Source organism: Paenibacillus doosanensis (genome assembly GCF_025060755.1).
GTDB lineage: Bacteria > Bacillota > Bacilli > Paenibacillales > NBRC-103111 > Paenibacillus_S > Paenibacillus_S doosanensis.
Window position 1 is genome coordinate 1 of the sequence record NZ_JANYUY010000024.1, and the last position, 16,227, is coordinate 16,227.

13 protein-coding genes are annotated in these 16,227 nt (G+C 57.8%); 5 read left to right on the top strand and 8 right to left on the bottom strand.

The window, feature by feature from the left end; translation table 11 throughout:
• Positions 1-723: 723 nt before the first annotated feature.
• The 6 genes from N0M98_RS17775 to N0M98_RS17800 are packed head-to-tail and all read right to left on the bottom strand — an operon-like array spanning position 724 to position 7,030.
• Complete coding sequence (locus N0M98_RS17775) at positions 724-2,076, bottom strand: GGDEF domain-containing protein (RefSeq protein ID WP_259618710.1); 1,353 nt, start codon at positions 2,074-2,076, stop codon at positions 724-726.
• Positions 2,077-2,091: 15 nt separating this feature from the next.
• Positions 2,092-3,288, bottom strand: a complete 1,197-nt coding sequence (locus tag N0M98_RS17780) for a M20 metallopeptidase family protein (protein ID WP_249860749.1) — start codon at positions 3,286-3,288, stop codon at positions 2,092-2,094.
• A 12-nt stretch (positions 3,289-3,300) separates the two neighbouring features.
• Positions 3,301-4,194, bottom strand: coding sequence for an L-serine ammonia-lyase, iron-sulfur-dependent, subunit alpha (gene sdaAA, locus N0M98_RS17785; RefSeq protein WP_259618711.1), 894 nt, complete (start codon positions 4,192-4,194; stop codon positions 3,301-3,303).
• A 5-nt stretch (positions 4,195-4,199) separates the two neighbouring features.
• On the bottom strand, positions 4,200-4,922 hold the full coding sequence (gene sdaAB, locus N0M98_RS17790; protein ID WP_259618712.1) for an L-serine ammonia-lyase, iron-sulfur-dependent subunit beta: 723 nt from the start codon (positions 4,920-4,922) through the stop codon (positions 4,200-4,202).
• Between the two features lie 21 nt (positions 4,923-4,943).
• Entirely contained in the window at positions 4,944-6,014 is a 1,071-nt protein-coding gene (locus N0M98_RS17795) for a dihydrodipicolinate synthase family protein (RefSeq protein ID WP_259618713.1), read from the bottom strand.
• Entirely contained in the window at positions 6,014-7,030 is a 1,017-nt protein-coding gene (locus N0M98_RS17800) for an NAD-dependent epimerase/dehydratase family protein (protein WP_249866401.1), read from the bottom strand. Before N0M98_RS17800 ends, N0M98_RS17795 begins: the two co-directional genes overlap by 1 nt.
• A 319-nt stretch (positions 7,031-7,349) precedes the next feature.
• Here N0M98_RS17800 and N0M98_RS17805 point away from each other — a divergent pair, with 319 nt between their 5' ends.
• A complete protein-coding gene (locus tag N0M98_RS17805) occupies positions 7,350-8,714 on the top strand; it encodes an MFS transporter (RefSeq protein ID WP_249860753.1) in 1,365 nt (454 codons plus the stop codon).
• A 4-nt stretch (positions 8,715-8,718) separates the two neighbouring features.
• On the opposite strand, the gene N0M98_RS17810 is transcribed toward N0M98_RS17805, so the two are convergent.
• Positions 8,719-9,057 carry an AraC family transcriptional regulator gene (locus N0M98_RS17810; protein ID WP_249860754.1) on the bottom strand — a complete coding sequence of 113 codons (339 nt, stop codon included), beginning with the start codon at positions 9,055-9,057 and terminating at the stop codon, positions 8,719-8,721.
• A gap of 181 nt (positions 9,058-9,238) precedes the next feature.
• On the opposite strand from N0M98_RS17810, the gene N0M98_RS17815 reads away from it, so the two are divergent.
• The 3 genes from N0M98_RS17815 (at position 9,239) to rlmN (ending at position 13,697) form a co-directional block, all read left to right on the top strand.
• Positions 9,239-11,671, top strand: a complete 2,433-nt coding sequence (locus tag N0M98_RS17815; protein ID WP_259618714.1) for a glycosyl hydrolase family 95 catalytic domain-containing protein — start codon at positions 9,239-9,241, stop codon at positions 11,669-11,671.
• Between the two features lie 420 nt (positions 11,672-12,091).
• Positions 12,092-12,508, top strand: coding sequence for an SRPBCC family protein (locus N0M98_RS17820; RefSeq protein WP_259618715.1), 417 nt, complete (start codon positions 12,092-12,094; stop codon positions 12,506-12,508).
• 124 nt (positions 12,509-12,632) lie between these two features.
• Positions 12,633-13,697, top strand: coding sequence for a dual-specificity RNA methyltransferase RlmN (gene rlmN / locus N0M98_RS17825; RefSeq protein ID WP_259618716.1), 1,065 nt, complete (start codon positions 12,633-12,635; stop codon positions 13,695-13,697).
• Positions 13,698-13,787: 90 nt separating this feature from the next.
• Here the strand turns inward: rlmN and N0M98_RS17830 are convergent, their stop codons facing one another.
• Complete coding sequence (locus tag N0M98_RS17830; RefSeq protein WP_259618717.1) at positions 13,788-15,128, bottom strand: MFS transporter; 1,341 nt, start codon at positions 15,126-15,128, stop codon at positions 13,788-13,790.
• 177 nt (positions 15,129-15,305) lie between these two features.
• Here N0M98_RS17830 and N0M98_RS17835 point away from each other — a divergent pair, with 177 nt between their 5' ends.
• The gene (locus N0M98_RS17835; protein ID WP_249860759.1) at positions 15,306-16,220 is read left to right on the top strand and encodes a LysR family transcriptional regulator; all 915 of its coding nucleotides are present in this window, start codon (positions 15,306-15,308) and stop codon (positions 16,218-16,220) included.
• Positions 16,221-16,227: the final 7 nt, after the last annotated feature.

The following is a 16,227-nucleotide window of genomic DNA, read 5'->3' on the forward strand; positions in this document are numbered from 1 at the left end:
AACGAAGGAATGTAAGGGCGAAGACCCGTTGAGTCATGGGAGGGTGAACCTCCAGAGGCAAAGTGGAGTAGTGCACAATAGGGTAAAACTGGAAGCGTTATGAACGCTGCCTCTGTTCCTGCATGCCGATTAGCCAATGAGATGGGCCAGAATCCCTACAATCCAAACTTCACCGACATCCAATACAATAGAAATCCTGCGAATGAGTGAGCATTCGTGAGATTATCCCCTAATTACGAGGGACGGACACAGCGGCCGTTATATAAACCATATCGGCCATTTTGAATTTCTAACGGACGCAGCTGTAGCTATTTGTTGGCAAAGCCTCCTTAAGAAGCAGTTCGGAGCTATCTAAGCGCGATGACGACCGTTACGTTTAAAAAACGTTTGTTTGCGACGAATTAAGCTCCCCGGTGTCCGTTACATTTAGAAACGATTCGATGCTCGGTTCCGGAGGCTACGCCTCCTGAAGCTACACCTCCTGAAGCTACACCTCCTGAAGCTACACCTCCTGAAGCTCCCTTCCGGGACTGTTCGAGCGCGCTTTGGCAGGACGGAGCTCGGGCCAAAGGCCGATCGCAAGGATGGAAATAAAGAAGAGCCCGGCCGCGAACTGCAAACTGCGGACCGGACTCTTCTTCGGACAAAAGCTCTAGCTGAACAGCTGGGCGGGCGTTGGGGTTCCTTTTCCAATGGCCAAAGGGGGCATCGGTTCTCAACGGATTATTGCCGCCCGTGAGCGTCGCGCATAAACGACAAGCGGTATATTTGCTTTGGTCGCCCCTTGGCCTTTCCCTTCTCCTCGCCGACAATTTCGACCAGTCCCGCATCAAGCCACTGCAGCAAAAAACGGTGCGTGCTCCGCACGGTGACGCCGAGAATCATCGAAAGCTCCTGCGCCGTATAATCGAACTGGCGCTTTTTGGCCACTTGCGCAACGATTTTGCTTAAGTAAGCGAGGGTCATGCCGCTCGCCTCCATTTGCTGAATCAGATCGGGATCGATCAGGGAAGCGTCGTATTCCAGCGGCTGCGACATCTCCAGCGGGCCGATGATGCCGTTGTCCTCGCGCACGATGAAGCAGTGATTGCCTCCGGCCTCCTTCGCCTGACGGAGCGCCTGGCGAGCGTGAGTTCCGGCCTCGCCGGCGGAACGTCCGAAGCCGAAGCCGATGCTGAAGGTGATGCCGAACATTTTCTCGGCTTCGCCCGCCAGCGCGATATATTTATACCCGCCGGTTACCCTCTCGAAGCTTCCGCGCGTCGTGATGATCAAATATTCGCCTCCGCCCAGATGGGTCAGATGCCCGTCCAGCGTCTCGACAAAGGTGAGCAGCATCTTCTGGATGTCGAGCTTCATTTTCTGAAAATCATGCTCGGTGAACCGCGCGTTGACGACGGCTCCCGACTCGTCCAGATGAACCATCCCGACGACGATCTGCGACTCGTTGCTTCGTCTTGTTTCGGTAGAGAGCAGGGCGCGTTCGAGCGAGACGATCATATCCTGCTCCGTCGGGATCACCCACTCGTTCGGCACGCCGAGCTGCGTCAGCTCCTCGGATACCGACTTGACCGCCGTCAGTACCGCTTGGCATGATCCGCTCCGGTAGTGGTGCAGGTGAAAGCGGACGAGCTCCTCCCGCGAATACGGATGAAGCCCGTTATAGTAAACGACCTGTACGTTTAATTCGCTAAGCTCCTTGAAGGTGCGCTCGACCTGCTTCTTGGACATCGTATCGACGGATAGCGTCGTCAAGCCGAATCGTTTTTCCAGCAGAAAGAGCGCGCGGTATAAACCGGTGCCGGTTAATGGCACAAAATGGACCGGAATAGAAAACTGCAGCTTGTCCATGGCGATCCGGTGCGGAATCGGCCCGGTGAACAGCAGCACCTCCACTTGGTCCATCAATTCCAGCGCCAGCGCCGGCGCTTCTTCCTCGTTCCGGTACACTCTCGGTTCCGGACGAAAGGACGGAAACCGCTGCAGCGCTTGCAGCAGATCGTCCACAGCCTCCTCCGGTCCGATCACGCCGATGGAAATGCCTTGATTGTATGCTTCTTTAGGTTGGCTCCACATGAGCTGCCGCCCCCATCAAGTCGAAATGTTCGAGCCTCTCTGCCAAGCGGCGGAAGCGAGCAGGGCCGCTCCGAGCGGAATGCAGTTTTCCTCGATGGCGAACTTCGGATGATGCAGGCCGTACGCCTGCTCCGCGCCTTCCCGGGGGCCCGATCCGAGCCAGAAAAAGCAGCCGGGCCGGTGCTCCAGGTACACTGAGAAGTCCTCTCCCGCCAACGTCGGAGACGCCGCCGTACGCCGCTCCTTGCCGATAAGCACATCGGCCGTCTGCTCTATATGATAAACACAACGCGGATCGTTGACAAGTACGGCTACATGCGGGATATAGGCGACTTGAACGCGGCAGCGGTAAGCGCCGCCGATCTGGCCCGCAAGCCGCTCGATGCGCTCTTTCATCGTCCGCTGCAGCGAGGAAGAGAACGTGCGCACGGTGCCGGTCAGCTTGGCATACTGCGGAATCACATTGTTCGCTTCTCCCGCCTGGAAGCTGCCTATCGTTATAACGGCCGGCTCGAAGGGAGAAATCTCCCGGCTGACGGCCGTCTGCAGCCCCATGACGACGGCGGACGCCGCGACGATCGGGTCGTGACAGCGGTCCGGAATCGCCCCGTGACCGCCTTGGCCCTCCAGCATAATCTCCACGCGATCGACCGAGCCCATGAACGGCCCGCTGCCCGTGGCAATCATGCCGACAGGCAGGGTAGGGAGGTTATGGAGCCCGTAGATTTCTTCGATTCCGTTCAGTACGCCCGCCTGAACCATCGCTTTAGCCCCGGCGTTCGTTTCTTCCGCGCCTTGAAATATAAAGCGGATCGCGCCGCTTAGCTCCTGCCGCCGCTCGGCAAGCAGCTGCGCCGCTCCGAGCAGGATCGCCGTGTGAGCGTCATGGCCGCAAGCGTGCATGACGCCGGGCTCCCGCGAGGCGTAGGGGAGCCCGGTCTCCTCGGCAATCGGCAGCGCGTCCATATCCGCCCTCAGGGCGATGACGGGACCGGGCTCAGCGCCTTGCAGCTCGGCCACGACGCCGTGGCCTCCGACGCCGGTCTGCGGCTGCAGACCGAGTCCGCGGAGAAACGATGCGACCTTCTCGGCCGTGCGGCTCTCCCGGTGGCTGAGCTCCGGGTACTGATGCAGATCGCGGCGGAAGGCGATCCAGTCGTTCTTCAGCACTTCGCTGCGCGCGAGCAGAGATTGAAGCGGCAATGATGTCACGATATTCACTCCTTAACTGCTTGAATTTCGGCGATACAGCTCATCCATAATGCGGCGGCCGGTCGGCGTCGCCGCCAAACCGCCTTGAGCCGTCTCGCGGTGCTTCTCCGGCATCGCGGCGCCGACCTCGCGCATCGCATCGACAACCTCATCGGCCGGAATCGCGCTGCGGACGCCGGCCAGCGCCATGTCGGCGGCGGCGAGCGCATTCACCGCGCCGAATCCGTTGCGCACGATGCAAGGGATCTCGACGAGGCCGCCGACCGGATCGCAGATGAGGCCGAGCGTGTTCTTCAGCGCGAGCCCGGCGGCGTGCACCGCCTGGGCCGGCGTGCCGCCCCGCAGCTCGGCGAGCGCTCCGGCGGCCATGGCGATGGCGGAGCCGACTTCGGCCTGGCAGCCGCCCTCGGCGCCGGAGACGAAGGAGCGGTTGGCGATCACGTAACCGATCGCCCCGGCGCAGAACAGGCCCATCGTCATGTGCTCGTCAGACCAGCCGAAGCGGGTCTGGGAGCTGACGAAGGAGCCGGGAATGATGCCGCACGAGCCGGCCGTAGGCGTCGCGACGATGCGCCCCATCGACGCGTTGACCTCGGATACGGCGAGCGCGTAAGCCATCGCCGCCGCGGCCGGCGCGCCCGCCAGCGTTGCTTCCGCCTCGCGCTGCACATAAGCGTGCACCTGACGGGCATCTTTGCCGGTCAAGCCGCTGCGCGACGGATGGTCTTCCTTCAGCCCTTCGCTGACGGCTTGCTTCATAATAAGATAGTAGTCGGCCATCTTCTGGAGTTCCAGTTCCCGGGTCCGGCCGGATTCCCGGCATTGTTCAGCGAGCATCAGCTCGCCGATCGTGACGCCTTCCTGTTTGCAGAGCCCGGCCAGCTCTTGCAGCGTTTGAAATCTCATCTTCATCACTCTCCCGTCTTGTCAGCCAGATTCACAACCCGCATGTTCCGAACGCCTGCCAGCGCCCTCATCCCGAGCAGCAGGCTGTCCGGGACGGGAGCGTCGGTCTCGAATACCGTCAAGGCGTCGCCGCCGCGTTCCTTGCGGCCGGTCTCCATAGAGCATATGTTCACGTTATGGCGATGGAGCAGACCGGCGGCATCGGCGATCAAGCCCTGCCTGTCGGAATGCCACAGCACCAAAGTGAAATAAACCGCCGAGAACCGGACGGGAAAGCCGTCTACCCGAGCGATCTCAATAGTGCCTCCTCCTACGGACATGCCGGTCATGTCGATCATGGCCGCGGCTGTCTGTGAACCATCGGGAGAGGGGGAAGGGGAGGGGGCGAAGCAGCGGATTCGCGCCGTATTCGGATGCGCGGCCGGCGCCGGCCCGGCTCCCTGCCGCAGTTCGACGCGGATGCCCGCCGCTTTTGCATGGGACAGCGAATGAGCGATGCGCAAATCGTCGGTGTCGTAATCAAGCAGACCGCCGACGATCGCCAGATCCGTGCCGTGACCGAGATAGGTTTGGGCGAACGAGCCGTAGAAGGTCACCTCCGCCCGATCCGGACGGCAGCCCAGCAGCTGCCTGGCGACGCGCCCCAGCCGTACCGCCCCGGCGGTATGGGAGCTGGATGGACCGACCATAGCCGGCCCGATGATAGAGAATACGTCTTTGAACCGCATCGCCCGAACCCTCCCGCGGTGCTACTCGGAGAGCCATTCGGACAAATGGGCGGCGACGAACGCGTCGTCGTTCAGATGAGGATAATCCCGGTAAACCCGGCTGATTTCCTCCATTTGTCCTTCCGACAGCTCTTCCGCCGGATTCAGGCACCAGCGTCCCGGCAGCAGACCTTGCCGCCGCAGCACCTCATGAATGCCCGGAATGCATCCTTCGAAATGATGCGCCGGATCGAAGAAGGCCGCATTGCAGTCGGTGATTTCGATATTGCGCGTCAGCCAGCGGCGGTCCAGCGCCTCGTTATCTCTGACCCGCTTGATCTCCTCCAGCAGCTCGACCGCCTTGCGGGTCCATACCGCCCAATGGCCGAGCAGGCCGCCGACGATGCGCTTTTCCACCGGCGTTCCGTTGATATTGAACCGGTACGCAGTGAGCAGATCGTTCACGATATTGTCGTCGTTGCCGGTATAGAGGGCGATCTCGCTGCAACGGTCGGACGAGCAGACGGCGCGTACGACATCGATCGTCTGGTAGCGGTTGAACGGAGCCATCTTGATGGCGATCACGCCGGGAATGTCGGCGAACCGTCTCCAGAAATCGTAGCTGAGCACGGTGCCGCCTACGGAAGGCTGAAGATAGAAGCCGAATACGGGAATGATCTTCGCGACCGCTTCGGTCCGCTTGAGCAGCTTCTCCTCGGACCAGCCTTTCAATCCGCCCATGCTGAGCAGACCGGCATGATAGCCTAGCCCCGCGGCGATATGCGCCTCGGCTTCCGCCTGCTCCGTCGGCCCGCAGATGCCGGCCACCTTCAGGAACGGACGGTCCGGCTTGCGCCGGTCGACCTCCTCGGAAGCCAGCCGCAGCACAGTCTCGAACAAGCCGATCTCCGGCAGCCGGATCTCGAATTGGGTCGAATGGACGCCGACCGCAACGCCGCCGGCTCCCGAGTCGACATAATAGCGGGTCAGCGCCCGCTGATACTTCTCGTCGAGCCGACGCTCGGCATTCAAAGCGAGCGGGTGGGCGGGAATGGCCAGCCCTTCATGGAGCGCGCGCGTCAATTCCGGCGATAGCTGTGGAGTTGCGCTCATCAGAATTTCCCCTCTCTCTCCTGGAAATGGGTCGGTTTATTCCACGTCTGCCCGCCGGTGCCGATCCAGCCGGCGATCCAGTCCATCATCTGGCGCAAGGTCACCTTCGGATAGCCGAACAGCTGATGCGCCTTGGAGCAGTTGCTGAGCAGGGCGGTCGGCGCTTCTTCCCCGGTGAATACCGGCGCTTTGCCGAAGGCTTCCCCGAACTTCTCGGCAGCCCAGCGCAAGGAAATCGTCTCCGGCCCGGAAATATTCAGCACGGTCGGCGGCGTTCCGGCGACGTTCAGCGATCGCAGCGCCCATTCGTTGGCGTCGCCCTGCCATATGCAGTTGGCGTGACCCATCGTCAGATCGATCGGCCGCCCTTCGTACACCGCTTTGGCGATTTCCACCAAAACCCCGTATCTCAGATCAATTGCGTAATTCAGCCGGAAAATGGTTGCGGGTGTGCCGTATTTATGGGAGAAATGCTCGAAGACACGTTCCCGGCCCAGGCAGGATTGACCGTATTCGCCGTTCGGCCCTGTCGGCGTTTCCTCGCCGGCTCCTCCTTGACCGACAGGAGTGAGCGGATACACGTTGCCGGTCGAGAATACGACGATACGCGAGTTTTTATATTTCTCCGCCACGCGTCCCGGCAGGTAGGAGTTCATAACCCAGGTAAAATGCTCGTTGCCGGTCGTTCCGAACTTGTTGCCGGCCAGGAACACGACATTTTTAACATCGGGGAGCGCCTGCAGCTCCTGGTCGTTCAGCAGATCGACCCGGATCGTCGTGACGCCTGCCGCCTCCAGTTCTTCGCGCAGCCCGGAGTCCGAGAAGCGCGAAGCTCCGATGACTTGCTTGTCGACGCCTGCCCGCTTAACCGCGTTCACGGCGAGCCGGCCCATGCTCGGGCCCATTTTGCCTCCGATACCGAGCAGCAAAATATCTCCGTCCAGCGCAGCGATATCGCGGATCAGCTCCTCCGAAGGCTCGGCGAGCTGCGCCTCCAATTGTTCCAACGTGTCCAATCGCTTATTTAATGTCGTATTCATGGGAATAGCTCCTTTCAACATGCGGAATGGTCTTGATGGATTTATTGTATAGGAGATATTCATTAAAAGACAGGACTATTATATGTCTTTAAATAGATAAGCTGACATCAATGGCACATGGAAAAATAATGCACCCGCTTTCAAAAAAATGAAAACGCTTGTTATTTAAAGACGAATAACGGACATTGACTTTAATGTGAGCCTTCCTTACACTTGACCATAATAACAAGTTCTCGTTTCGGCAAAGGGAAACGGGATAAAGCAGATACTTCCATTATGAGAGGGGCAATCCGCAATGAGCCAAGCGGCAACATCATCCGCAACAGGACACGGGAACACAGGGCTGGCTTCGCTGCCTGACATTCCGCTGAACAAGAAGCACATCTGGATTTACATCGTCGGGGCTTTAGGCTATTTTTTCGATGCATTCGATATTCTGCTCCCGTCCTATGTCATTCCGCTCATTTCCCAGCAATGGCATCTGGAGAAGGATGCGCTCGCTTGGTTTGCAACGGCGGGTTTTCTCGGGATGGCGGTGGGCGGTTTTCTATTCGGCAGCTTGGGGGATTTGATCGGCAGGAAAAAGGCGTTCATGGGCACGGTGCTGCTCTATTCCGTCTTCTCGCTGCTGTGCGCGGCGGCGCCGAACGTACCGCTGCTGTTCCTATTCCGGATTATTGCCGGAATCGGACTTGGCGGCTGTTTGCCGGTAGATATGGCGATGCTGTCCGAATTCATGCCTCCGAAATGGCGCGGCAAGCTGATGACGATCCTCGGCGTGTTCTGGGTCGGCGGCGCGACGGCTGTCGGCTTCGTATCCGCCTGGCTCAGCAAGTATCAGGATTTTCGCCTGATCTTTATCGCGGCCGGCGTGCCGGTACTGCTCATTTTTCTCGTTCGGGTGAAGGTTCCCGAATCTCCGCTTTATTTGTATCGCAAGGGCAAGGTGGAAGAGGCTAACCGGATTTTGCGGGAAGTTCACGGCGCTTCGATCGACGCAAGCCAGCTGTTCTCCGCGCAGGAGGATACCGATAAGCAAAGCGGCAGCGTCATCAAGGGGATTTTCTCTTCGCTTATTAAAGTATGGAAGCACAGCCCGGGCACGACCTTCATGGTCTGGTACGCCTATGCGAGCGTATTGTTCGTCTATTACGGCGTCATCCTGTGGCTGCCGAAAATTTTGATCGCAAGCGGATATCAAACGACGGCGGCCTTCCTGTTCACCTCCTATATAACGCTTGTCGGTCTGATCGGCGTGCTGTTCAGCATTTACTTGGTCGACAAGGTCGGACGGAAATGGTCGGTCGCCTTAAGCTTCGTCTTTATGGGCATAGCGCTGTACGCCTTTGCATTTGCTCTGGATGCTCCGACCTCCAGCTTCGTTCTGCTCGGTATCTATGATATGTTCGAGTCGATCGCGTTAGCCATTCTGTACGTGTATATCCCGGAGAGCTATCCGACGCTGCTCAGGGTGACCGGCTTCGGCTGGGCGACGGCGATTACCCGCGTTACCTCGGCTTTCTCTCCGCTGCTGTTCGCAGCCGTCTGGGGAGGGATGGGACTGCCGATGACGATGTTTTTCAGTATGCTGTCGCTGATTCTCGCTGCGGTCTTCATCGTCGTCTTCGGCAAGGAGACGAAGGATAAGCTGCTGTCTTAAGCGTTCAGGCGAGGCCAGCTGTCCGCAAGCACGGTAAGAGCCGGTTTCCTTCGGGGAAGCCGGCTTTTTGGGGTTTCGGCGGGGAACAGTACTGTTCGCGGTATTCGAAAGGGGACATGCCGGCGCTGCGCTTGAACGCTGTGGAAAAATAATGAATCGACGAAAACCCGTACTTTCCGGCAAGCTCCGTGACGATGAGTACGACGGCATTGGCGCAGCATGTGCGCGAAGGGCACTGTTCGCCGGGAGCGAACATGTATTTCTGGACAAACAGCAGCTGCGGATTAAATTCGCAATATCGCGTCAAATAGTCGACTTGAAAACGGTATACGGGAACAGGCATGCGGCTCGCAGCTCCTTCTTTCGTCGTTTCGCCTTACCCGGTAACTCTTATTAGATTGGAAAATAGGACAAAGGAAACTATTCTGTACAAAGACAGCCGCATGTTTTCCGGCCTATAATCGAGGTACATGCGCTTTTAAGAGGAAGGGCAATTGATGGACGGTAAAAGGAGAGATGCGGCAATGGCCCAAACAGATGTACGATCAGATAGGGGAAAGAAGAGCGGAGCTAATCGGCTCGTCATGAAATATCCGGCATCCTGGTGGAAAAATATGTGGAGAGAAGGAATGCCGTCCGGCAACGGGAAGATCGGAGTGTCCGTCTACGGCGGAGTCAAAGAGGAGACGGTAATGATCACCCATGAAGATCTGTGGCATTGGGGGCAAAAGGACCCGGTGCCGGATGTGAGTCACACGCTCGCCGAAACGAGAAGGCTGATGGACGAAGAAAAGTATTTGGAAGCCAGCTGGAATTTGACCAACGCGCTCAAGGACCATGGCTACGATACGCGTCTGGCGGCCCGCTTTCCGGCGGCCGATCTGAAGCTGCTTATGCCTTGCGAGCAGGCGTTCAAGCGGTATCGGAGAGTTCTCGATATGGAAACCGGCGAAGTGACGGTGTCGTGGCAGGACGGAGACGCCGCCTATGAGCGCCGCTTGTTCGTCTCCCGCAGCGACGATGCTATCGTATACGAGATCGGAACGGACGCGGCGCAGCTGCAGGGCGAGCTTCAGCTGGCGTTTCATCCGACCGACAATCCCCGGCTTGCCGAGAAATGCAGGGAGATCGAGGAGACCGTCGAGCGGATAGCGAAGGACGGTTATCTCTATTATGCCGCCCGCAACGATGACGGAACGGATTTCGGCGTCGTGCTGCGTGTGATCGCCGGAGAAGGAGAGACGGAAGCACTTCCGGGTTCGATCCGGTTCCGCGCCGCGTCCAAGCTGCTGGTCGTGGCCAAGGTGTTTGTAAAGGGCGAGCGGCAGCGGGAATGGAGCCGGCTGCACAGCGAGCTGGCTGCCGTCGCTGCGAATTACGAACAGCTGCTGGCCGCGCATGCGCAAATGCACGGACGGCTGTTTCACTCAGCCGCCGTGCAGCTCGGAGACGGAGCGGGCGAGCGGACGAATGAAGAGCTGCTGCTCGAAGCCTATGACGGGGAGGCGCCGACGGAGCTTGTGCAGAAAATGTGGGCTTACGGCCGCTACCTGTTCATCTGCGGCACTCATGCCGAAGGCTACCCGTTCGGATTGTACGGCTTGTGGGGCGGCGATTACCGGCTCGTCTGGTGTCATAATATGGCCAATGAAAATGTCCAGATGATGTATTGGCACGCGCCCGCCGGAGGCTTGACCGAGCTGATGCCGGCACTGATCCGGTATTACGACGGCATGATGGACGATTTCCGCGATAATGCGCGGAAACTGTACGGCTGCCGCGGCGTCTACATTCCCGCGGGCTCGACTCCTGGGATTGGCGTGCCGAATCAGATCGTGCCGGTCATTATGAACTGGACCGGGGCCGCAGGCTGGCTGGCGCGGCATTATTACGAGTACTACTTATACACCGGGGACCGCGAATTTCTCGTGCACAAGGTGCTGCCGTTCATGAGGGAGACGGCGCTGTTCTACGAAGATTTTCTTGTCGTGGGCGATGACGGCTTCTACCGGTACTACCCGTCCGTTTCCCCGGAAAATACGCCGCAAAACTTTATGCCTACGGACGGCAGGCCGCTCGCGCATCCTATGCCGACGACGATTAACGCGACGATGGACTTCGCCATCTTGAAAGAGCTGCTGACGCATTTGGTGGAAGGGAGCCGGGAGGCCGGGATATATGCGCAGGAGACGGGGCAGTGGGAGGAGATGCTAAGACGCATCCCGCCTTACCAGGTCAATGCGGACGGAGCCGTTAGGGAATGGATGCACGAGAGGTTCGACGATCGGTACGATCACCGCCATTTGTCGCATATTTACCCGATATTCCCCGGCCAGGAATTTACCCGGGAGGAGCAGCCGGAGAAGTTCGGGGCTTTCGAGACGGCGGTGAAGAAGCGGCTGATCGGCGCGCAGAGCGGCTGGTCGCTCGTGCATATGGCGGCGATCTATGCGCGCCTCGGCGACGGCGACAAGGCGCTGGAATGTTTGGATATTTTGTCCCGCGCCTGCTTGCTGAGCAATTTTTTCACGCTGCATAACGATTGGCGGAACATGGGGGTCTGCATGAATATGGCGGAGGCCCCGATTCAGATGGATGCGAACATGGGCTGGGTGAACGCCGTGCAAGAGATGCTGCTTTACGTATCGCCGAAATTCGTGAAGCTGCTGCCCGCGCTCCCCGGAAAGTGGAAGAAGGGCAAAGCGGCCGATCTGCGGTTTTGCACCGGGACGGTATCCTTCGAGTGGAACATGCCGGAAGGGATGTTCGCCGCGCAGCTGGCTGCCGAGCGCGGCACGTCCGTCGTGCTGAAGCTTCCGTATCATTTCCAGAGCTATGCTTGGTCCGGCGATACGGCGGGGGTAACGCCGTCGGCATGGGGCGAGGGGTGCTACGAGGTGCGGCTCGAAGCGGGACAGAAGCTGAGCGTGCAAGCCGGGCCCGGGATGCATGCTTAGACGATGCCTTCTATAGACGGAAGATGGATGAGCACTTGAATACAGTTACAGCGGAGGGCTGCCTTGACGGGCGGCTTTTTTCATTGTTTAGGAAATGATGCGCAGCCATATCCTGTGGATATCCGGGTTCTCCCCCGAAAGTAAAGTCTACCCATAGAACGATCCCAGAGGAAGGGTTAGACGCCGATCCAGCTTAGGCTGGATGCGGACGGAATAAGCTTCAGAGCATCACGTCACTACCCTGGAAATTACTCTTGGTACCCCATTTCCATTGTCTGTGGTGCCGCGTCGGCGGCATGGATGGCTTTTGGGGGATTTGTTCATGTTTCCCCGCGCACCTCCTCGGTGTATACTGGTTTCAAGACGAATAGGCAGTTGAGGCCGATGACGAGAATTAAGGTATGAATGGGAGGAAGGACGATGGACAAGCTGGTAGGGAAGACCAAAGATGCGGGATTTCAAATCGGGGTTCGAAGGACGCTGCCGATCACAAAGGAGGAAGCATGGGAGCGGCTGATGTCGCCGGACGGCTTGAAGCTCTGGCTGGGCGATATCGACGAGCTGAAGCTGGAGAAGGGGCAGCTGTACGGCACTTCGGACGGAAGCTCCGGAGAGGTAAGGGTCGTTAAGCCTCAAGAGCAGCTGCGAATGACTTGGCAGAGAAAGGGCTGGGAGCAGCCGTCGACCGTGCAGATTCGCCTTTTATCCGCCAGCACGGGGACGACCGTCAGCTTTCATCAGGAGAAGCTTGCAGACAGCGCCGTCCGGGAAGAGATGAAGCTGCGCTGGGAGCGGGCGATCGCCGGCCTCGCGGAAGCGGCGGGCGTTCGGGGCTGATTCCCTTGTGAGCGGTTTAGACAATATTGGATGTGAAATAACTGCGCGTATCCTCTTGTTTTAGCGCACTATTTTTGGGACAATAATAGGACTGAACTCATAGAGCCGAAAAGAGGATTTTCATATGAATAAATCATCCGTCTATGGATTAACGTTAAATCAGCTGATTGCGTGGCTGGGCGAGCGCGGGCATAAAAAGTTCCGCGCCGCGCAGGTGTGGGATTGGCTCTACAGAAAGCGGGTTACGGATTTCGCGGAGATGACCGACGTTCATCCCGAATGTGTTCGGCTGCTGAGCGAGCATTTTGCGATTTCCGTTTTGACCGAGCATTTGAGACAGGAATCGGCCGACGGCACGATCAAGTTTCTGTTCAAGCTTACGGACGGCAACCTGATCGAGACCGTGCTGATGAGACATAAATTCGGATTATCGGTTTGCGTAACGACGCAGGTGGGCTGCAACATCGGCTGCAGCTTTTGTGCGAGCGGGCTCTTGGCGAAGAGCCGCGATTTGTCGGCAGGGGAAATCGTCGGGCAGATTATGAAGGTGCAGCTGCACCTGGACCAAGCCGGCCGAGGGGAAAAAGTGAGCCATATCGTCGTTATGGGCATCGGCGAGCCGTTCGACAATTTCGTGAACATGACGGACTTCATTAATGTCGTTAAAGACCACAAAGGGCTTGCTATAGGCGCGAGACATATTACGGTGTCGACCAGCGGTCTTGCCGGCAAAATTATCGAATTCGCCGATTCCGACTTGAACGTCAATCTGGCGATTTCCTTGCACGCGCCGAATGACGAGCTGCGTACGAGAATTATGAAAATCAACCGGGCCATTCCGCTGAACCAATTAATGCAGGCGATCGATTATTATTTGGAGAAAACGAAGCGGAGAATTACGCTTGAATACATTTTACTTAAAGACGTTAACGACCGCACGGAGCACGCGCTGGAGCTGGCCGAGCTGGTCGGGCACAGACGCCCGCTGGCCAATGTGAACTTGATTCCGTACAATCCGGTCGACGAGCACAGCCAGTATCAGCGAAGCGAACAGGAATCCATCACGGCGTTCTACGATACGCTGAAAAAGCAGGGCGTCAGCTGCAGCGTCAGACTGGAGCACGGCACGGATATCGACGCCGCCTGCGGCCAGCTGCGAAGCAAGCAGATCAAGCAGTCGATCGGTTAACGGCGCAAGCAAGACGTGAAAAAAAGGACCTCAAATCCCCGCTGCGAGACGGGCATGAGGTCCTTTTTTTGCGAACAGCCGCTTCCTTGCTTACTCCGCGGCGGCAGTTGCGCGATCTTTCGCGGGACGGTCCGCTTTTCTATAAGACGCCAGCATCATTAACGATATGAATAACATAGCGATCAGAATGAAATAAATATGCTGGAAAGCGTCGGCGGGCGAGAGATCCTTTTGCCATACGAGCAGCAGCCCGCAGGCGGCGACCGCAAAGGAGCCTCCCAAATATTGAGACAGCTGGGTAAGCCCCATCCCCGAGCCGATCAGCTCCTTAGGCAAAATGCGCGATACCTCGTTGGACAGCGCCGAAGTTACCGCGGAGAGCGACGGCGCAAAGACGATGTAGGCTACCAGCGTAGCGACGGCCGACACATGAAGCCACATGGCGATAATCAGCATGGAGACGGCGAGCAGCAAATGTCCTGCGATCAGAAAGCGAAAATTGCCGTGACGGTCGATCCAGCGCCCGACGAGCTTCATAAGGCAAGCGGACAGGAATGCCCCGGGAAATATAAGCAGGCCGATCGAGGCCGCCCCCATACGGAACACGTTCGAATAAATTAACGGCATTAAAAACAGCATGGACAAGTTCAGCACAAAGGCGATAAATGCGACCGCTACCAGCTTCCGGTAAGACGCGTTGCGCAGCAGCGCCGGAGGGATGAAGGGCTTCTCCGCGCGATGCAGATGGACCAGCGTTACCGCCAATGCCAGCAGACTGATCGCGAGCACCGGCACGGAAAGCTGTGTGACCGCAACCAAGAAGCTGGATGCCGTAATGACGATAAGAGCCGCGCCGGCATAATCGAAGCGCACCCGGGGCAGCGTCTCCTTCGGAATGAGCCTTAATAAAAAAGGCACCAGAAGCAGCACGAGGCAGGTGACCAGAAATAGTTCATGCCATCCCATATACTGAGTAATGGCTCCTCCGATAACGGGGCCAAGGCCGAACGCCAGCGCGCTGCCCGAGGCCATCATCGAGATCGCTCTGCCCCTCCGTTCGTAGGGCACATAGCGGCTGGCCAGCACCATCCCTAGGCCGGGAGACGCCCCGGCGCCGGTCGCTTGAAACAGCCGGGCGAACAGGATGAGCCCGAAGCTGTCCGAAAAGAAGCCGATGACGGAGCCTGCGACGAGCAGTGAAATCCCTATCGTCCAAAGCTTGCGGATTGCGATAAAATCGGACAGCCGGCTGAAAATAATCGTCGACAACGCAAATACGATCGAGTAGCCGGAGACGATCCAAGAACCTTGAGCGGCTGTAATATGCAGCTCTTTAATAATATCCGGCAGCGAAACGTTGAACATCGTCGTATTCATAACGACAAGAAACGAGCCTAGCGCCCATACGGGAATCGTAACTTTATCATTCATTATTCAGTAAACCGCCTAACTGTACGCTTTGTTCACGATATTTTGTTCATGACATTTCTATACTACGCTTGATTTTCCATATAAAAAAATATTAATTTTAATATAAATTCATAAGCTTAAACTTATCAATGGATTGGCTTCGTTAGACGATAATTGCCGGAAGAAGGACGATGAACGATGGAACTGCTGCAATTAAAATATTTCCAAGCAGTAGCAAGGCAGGAGCATATGACGCGGGCAGCCAAGGAGCTTGCCGTTGCCCAGCCCGCATTGAGCCAGACGATCGCCCGCTTGGAGAGCGAGGCGGGAGTTCCGCTGTTCGACCGCCAAGGACGCCAAATTAAGCTGAACCCGTTCGGCCGGGCGTTTCTGAAGCATATCGACCGCGCCTTGGCGGACATCGAGGACGGGCTGAGGGAGGTCAAAGACTTGGCGGGGATGGAGCGCGGGCATATCTCTTTGGGCGTCATGGCTACGCAAATATTGGGCGACCTGCTCAAGGCGTTCGGAGCCGAGCACCCGCAGGTAAAATTCCGCGTCCATCAGCATTCGCTGCAGACGATGGTCGAGCGGCTTCACAGCGGCGAGCTGGACCTGTGCATCGCCTCCATGCCTATCGAATATCCCGGCATCCGGTGGCAGACGCTCATGTACGATGAAATCATTCTTATCGTTCCCTACGAGCATCCGCTGGCCGGGCGGTCTTCCGTTCGCTTGGACGAGCTCGCCGGCGAAACCTTCATCAACCTGAAGAGCGGCAACAACTTGCGCGATTGGACCGACGCCTATTTCGAACGGGCGGGCATTCAGCCGGACATCGCCTACGAAATCGACGAGCCGGCCTCCGTGCGCAGCCTGGTGAAGGCGGGGCTCGGCATCTCGTTCAGCACGATGCTGAATTTGCGTTTCTGGGATCATACTTCCGTCATGCCGCTGCGAATCGCAGAGCCGGTCTGCCGTCGGCCGATCGGTCTGGCCTGGAAGGAGGACCGCTATCATTCGATGGCGGCGCGAAGTTTCCGGGAGTTCGTGCAAAGCTTTTTTGCGCGGGTGCAGCAGGAAGAGATTGAATCGGCGGACAAATGGAAATAAAATGAAA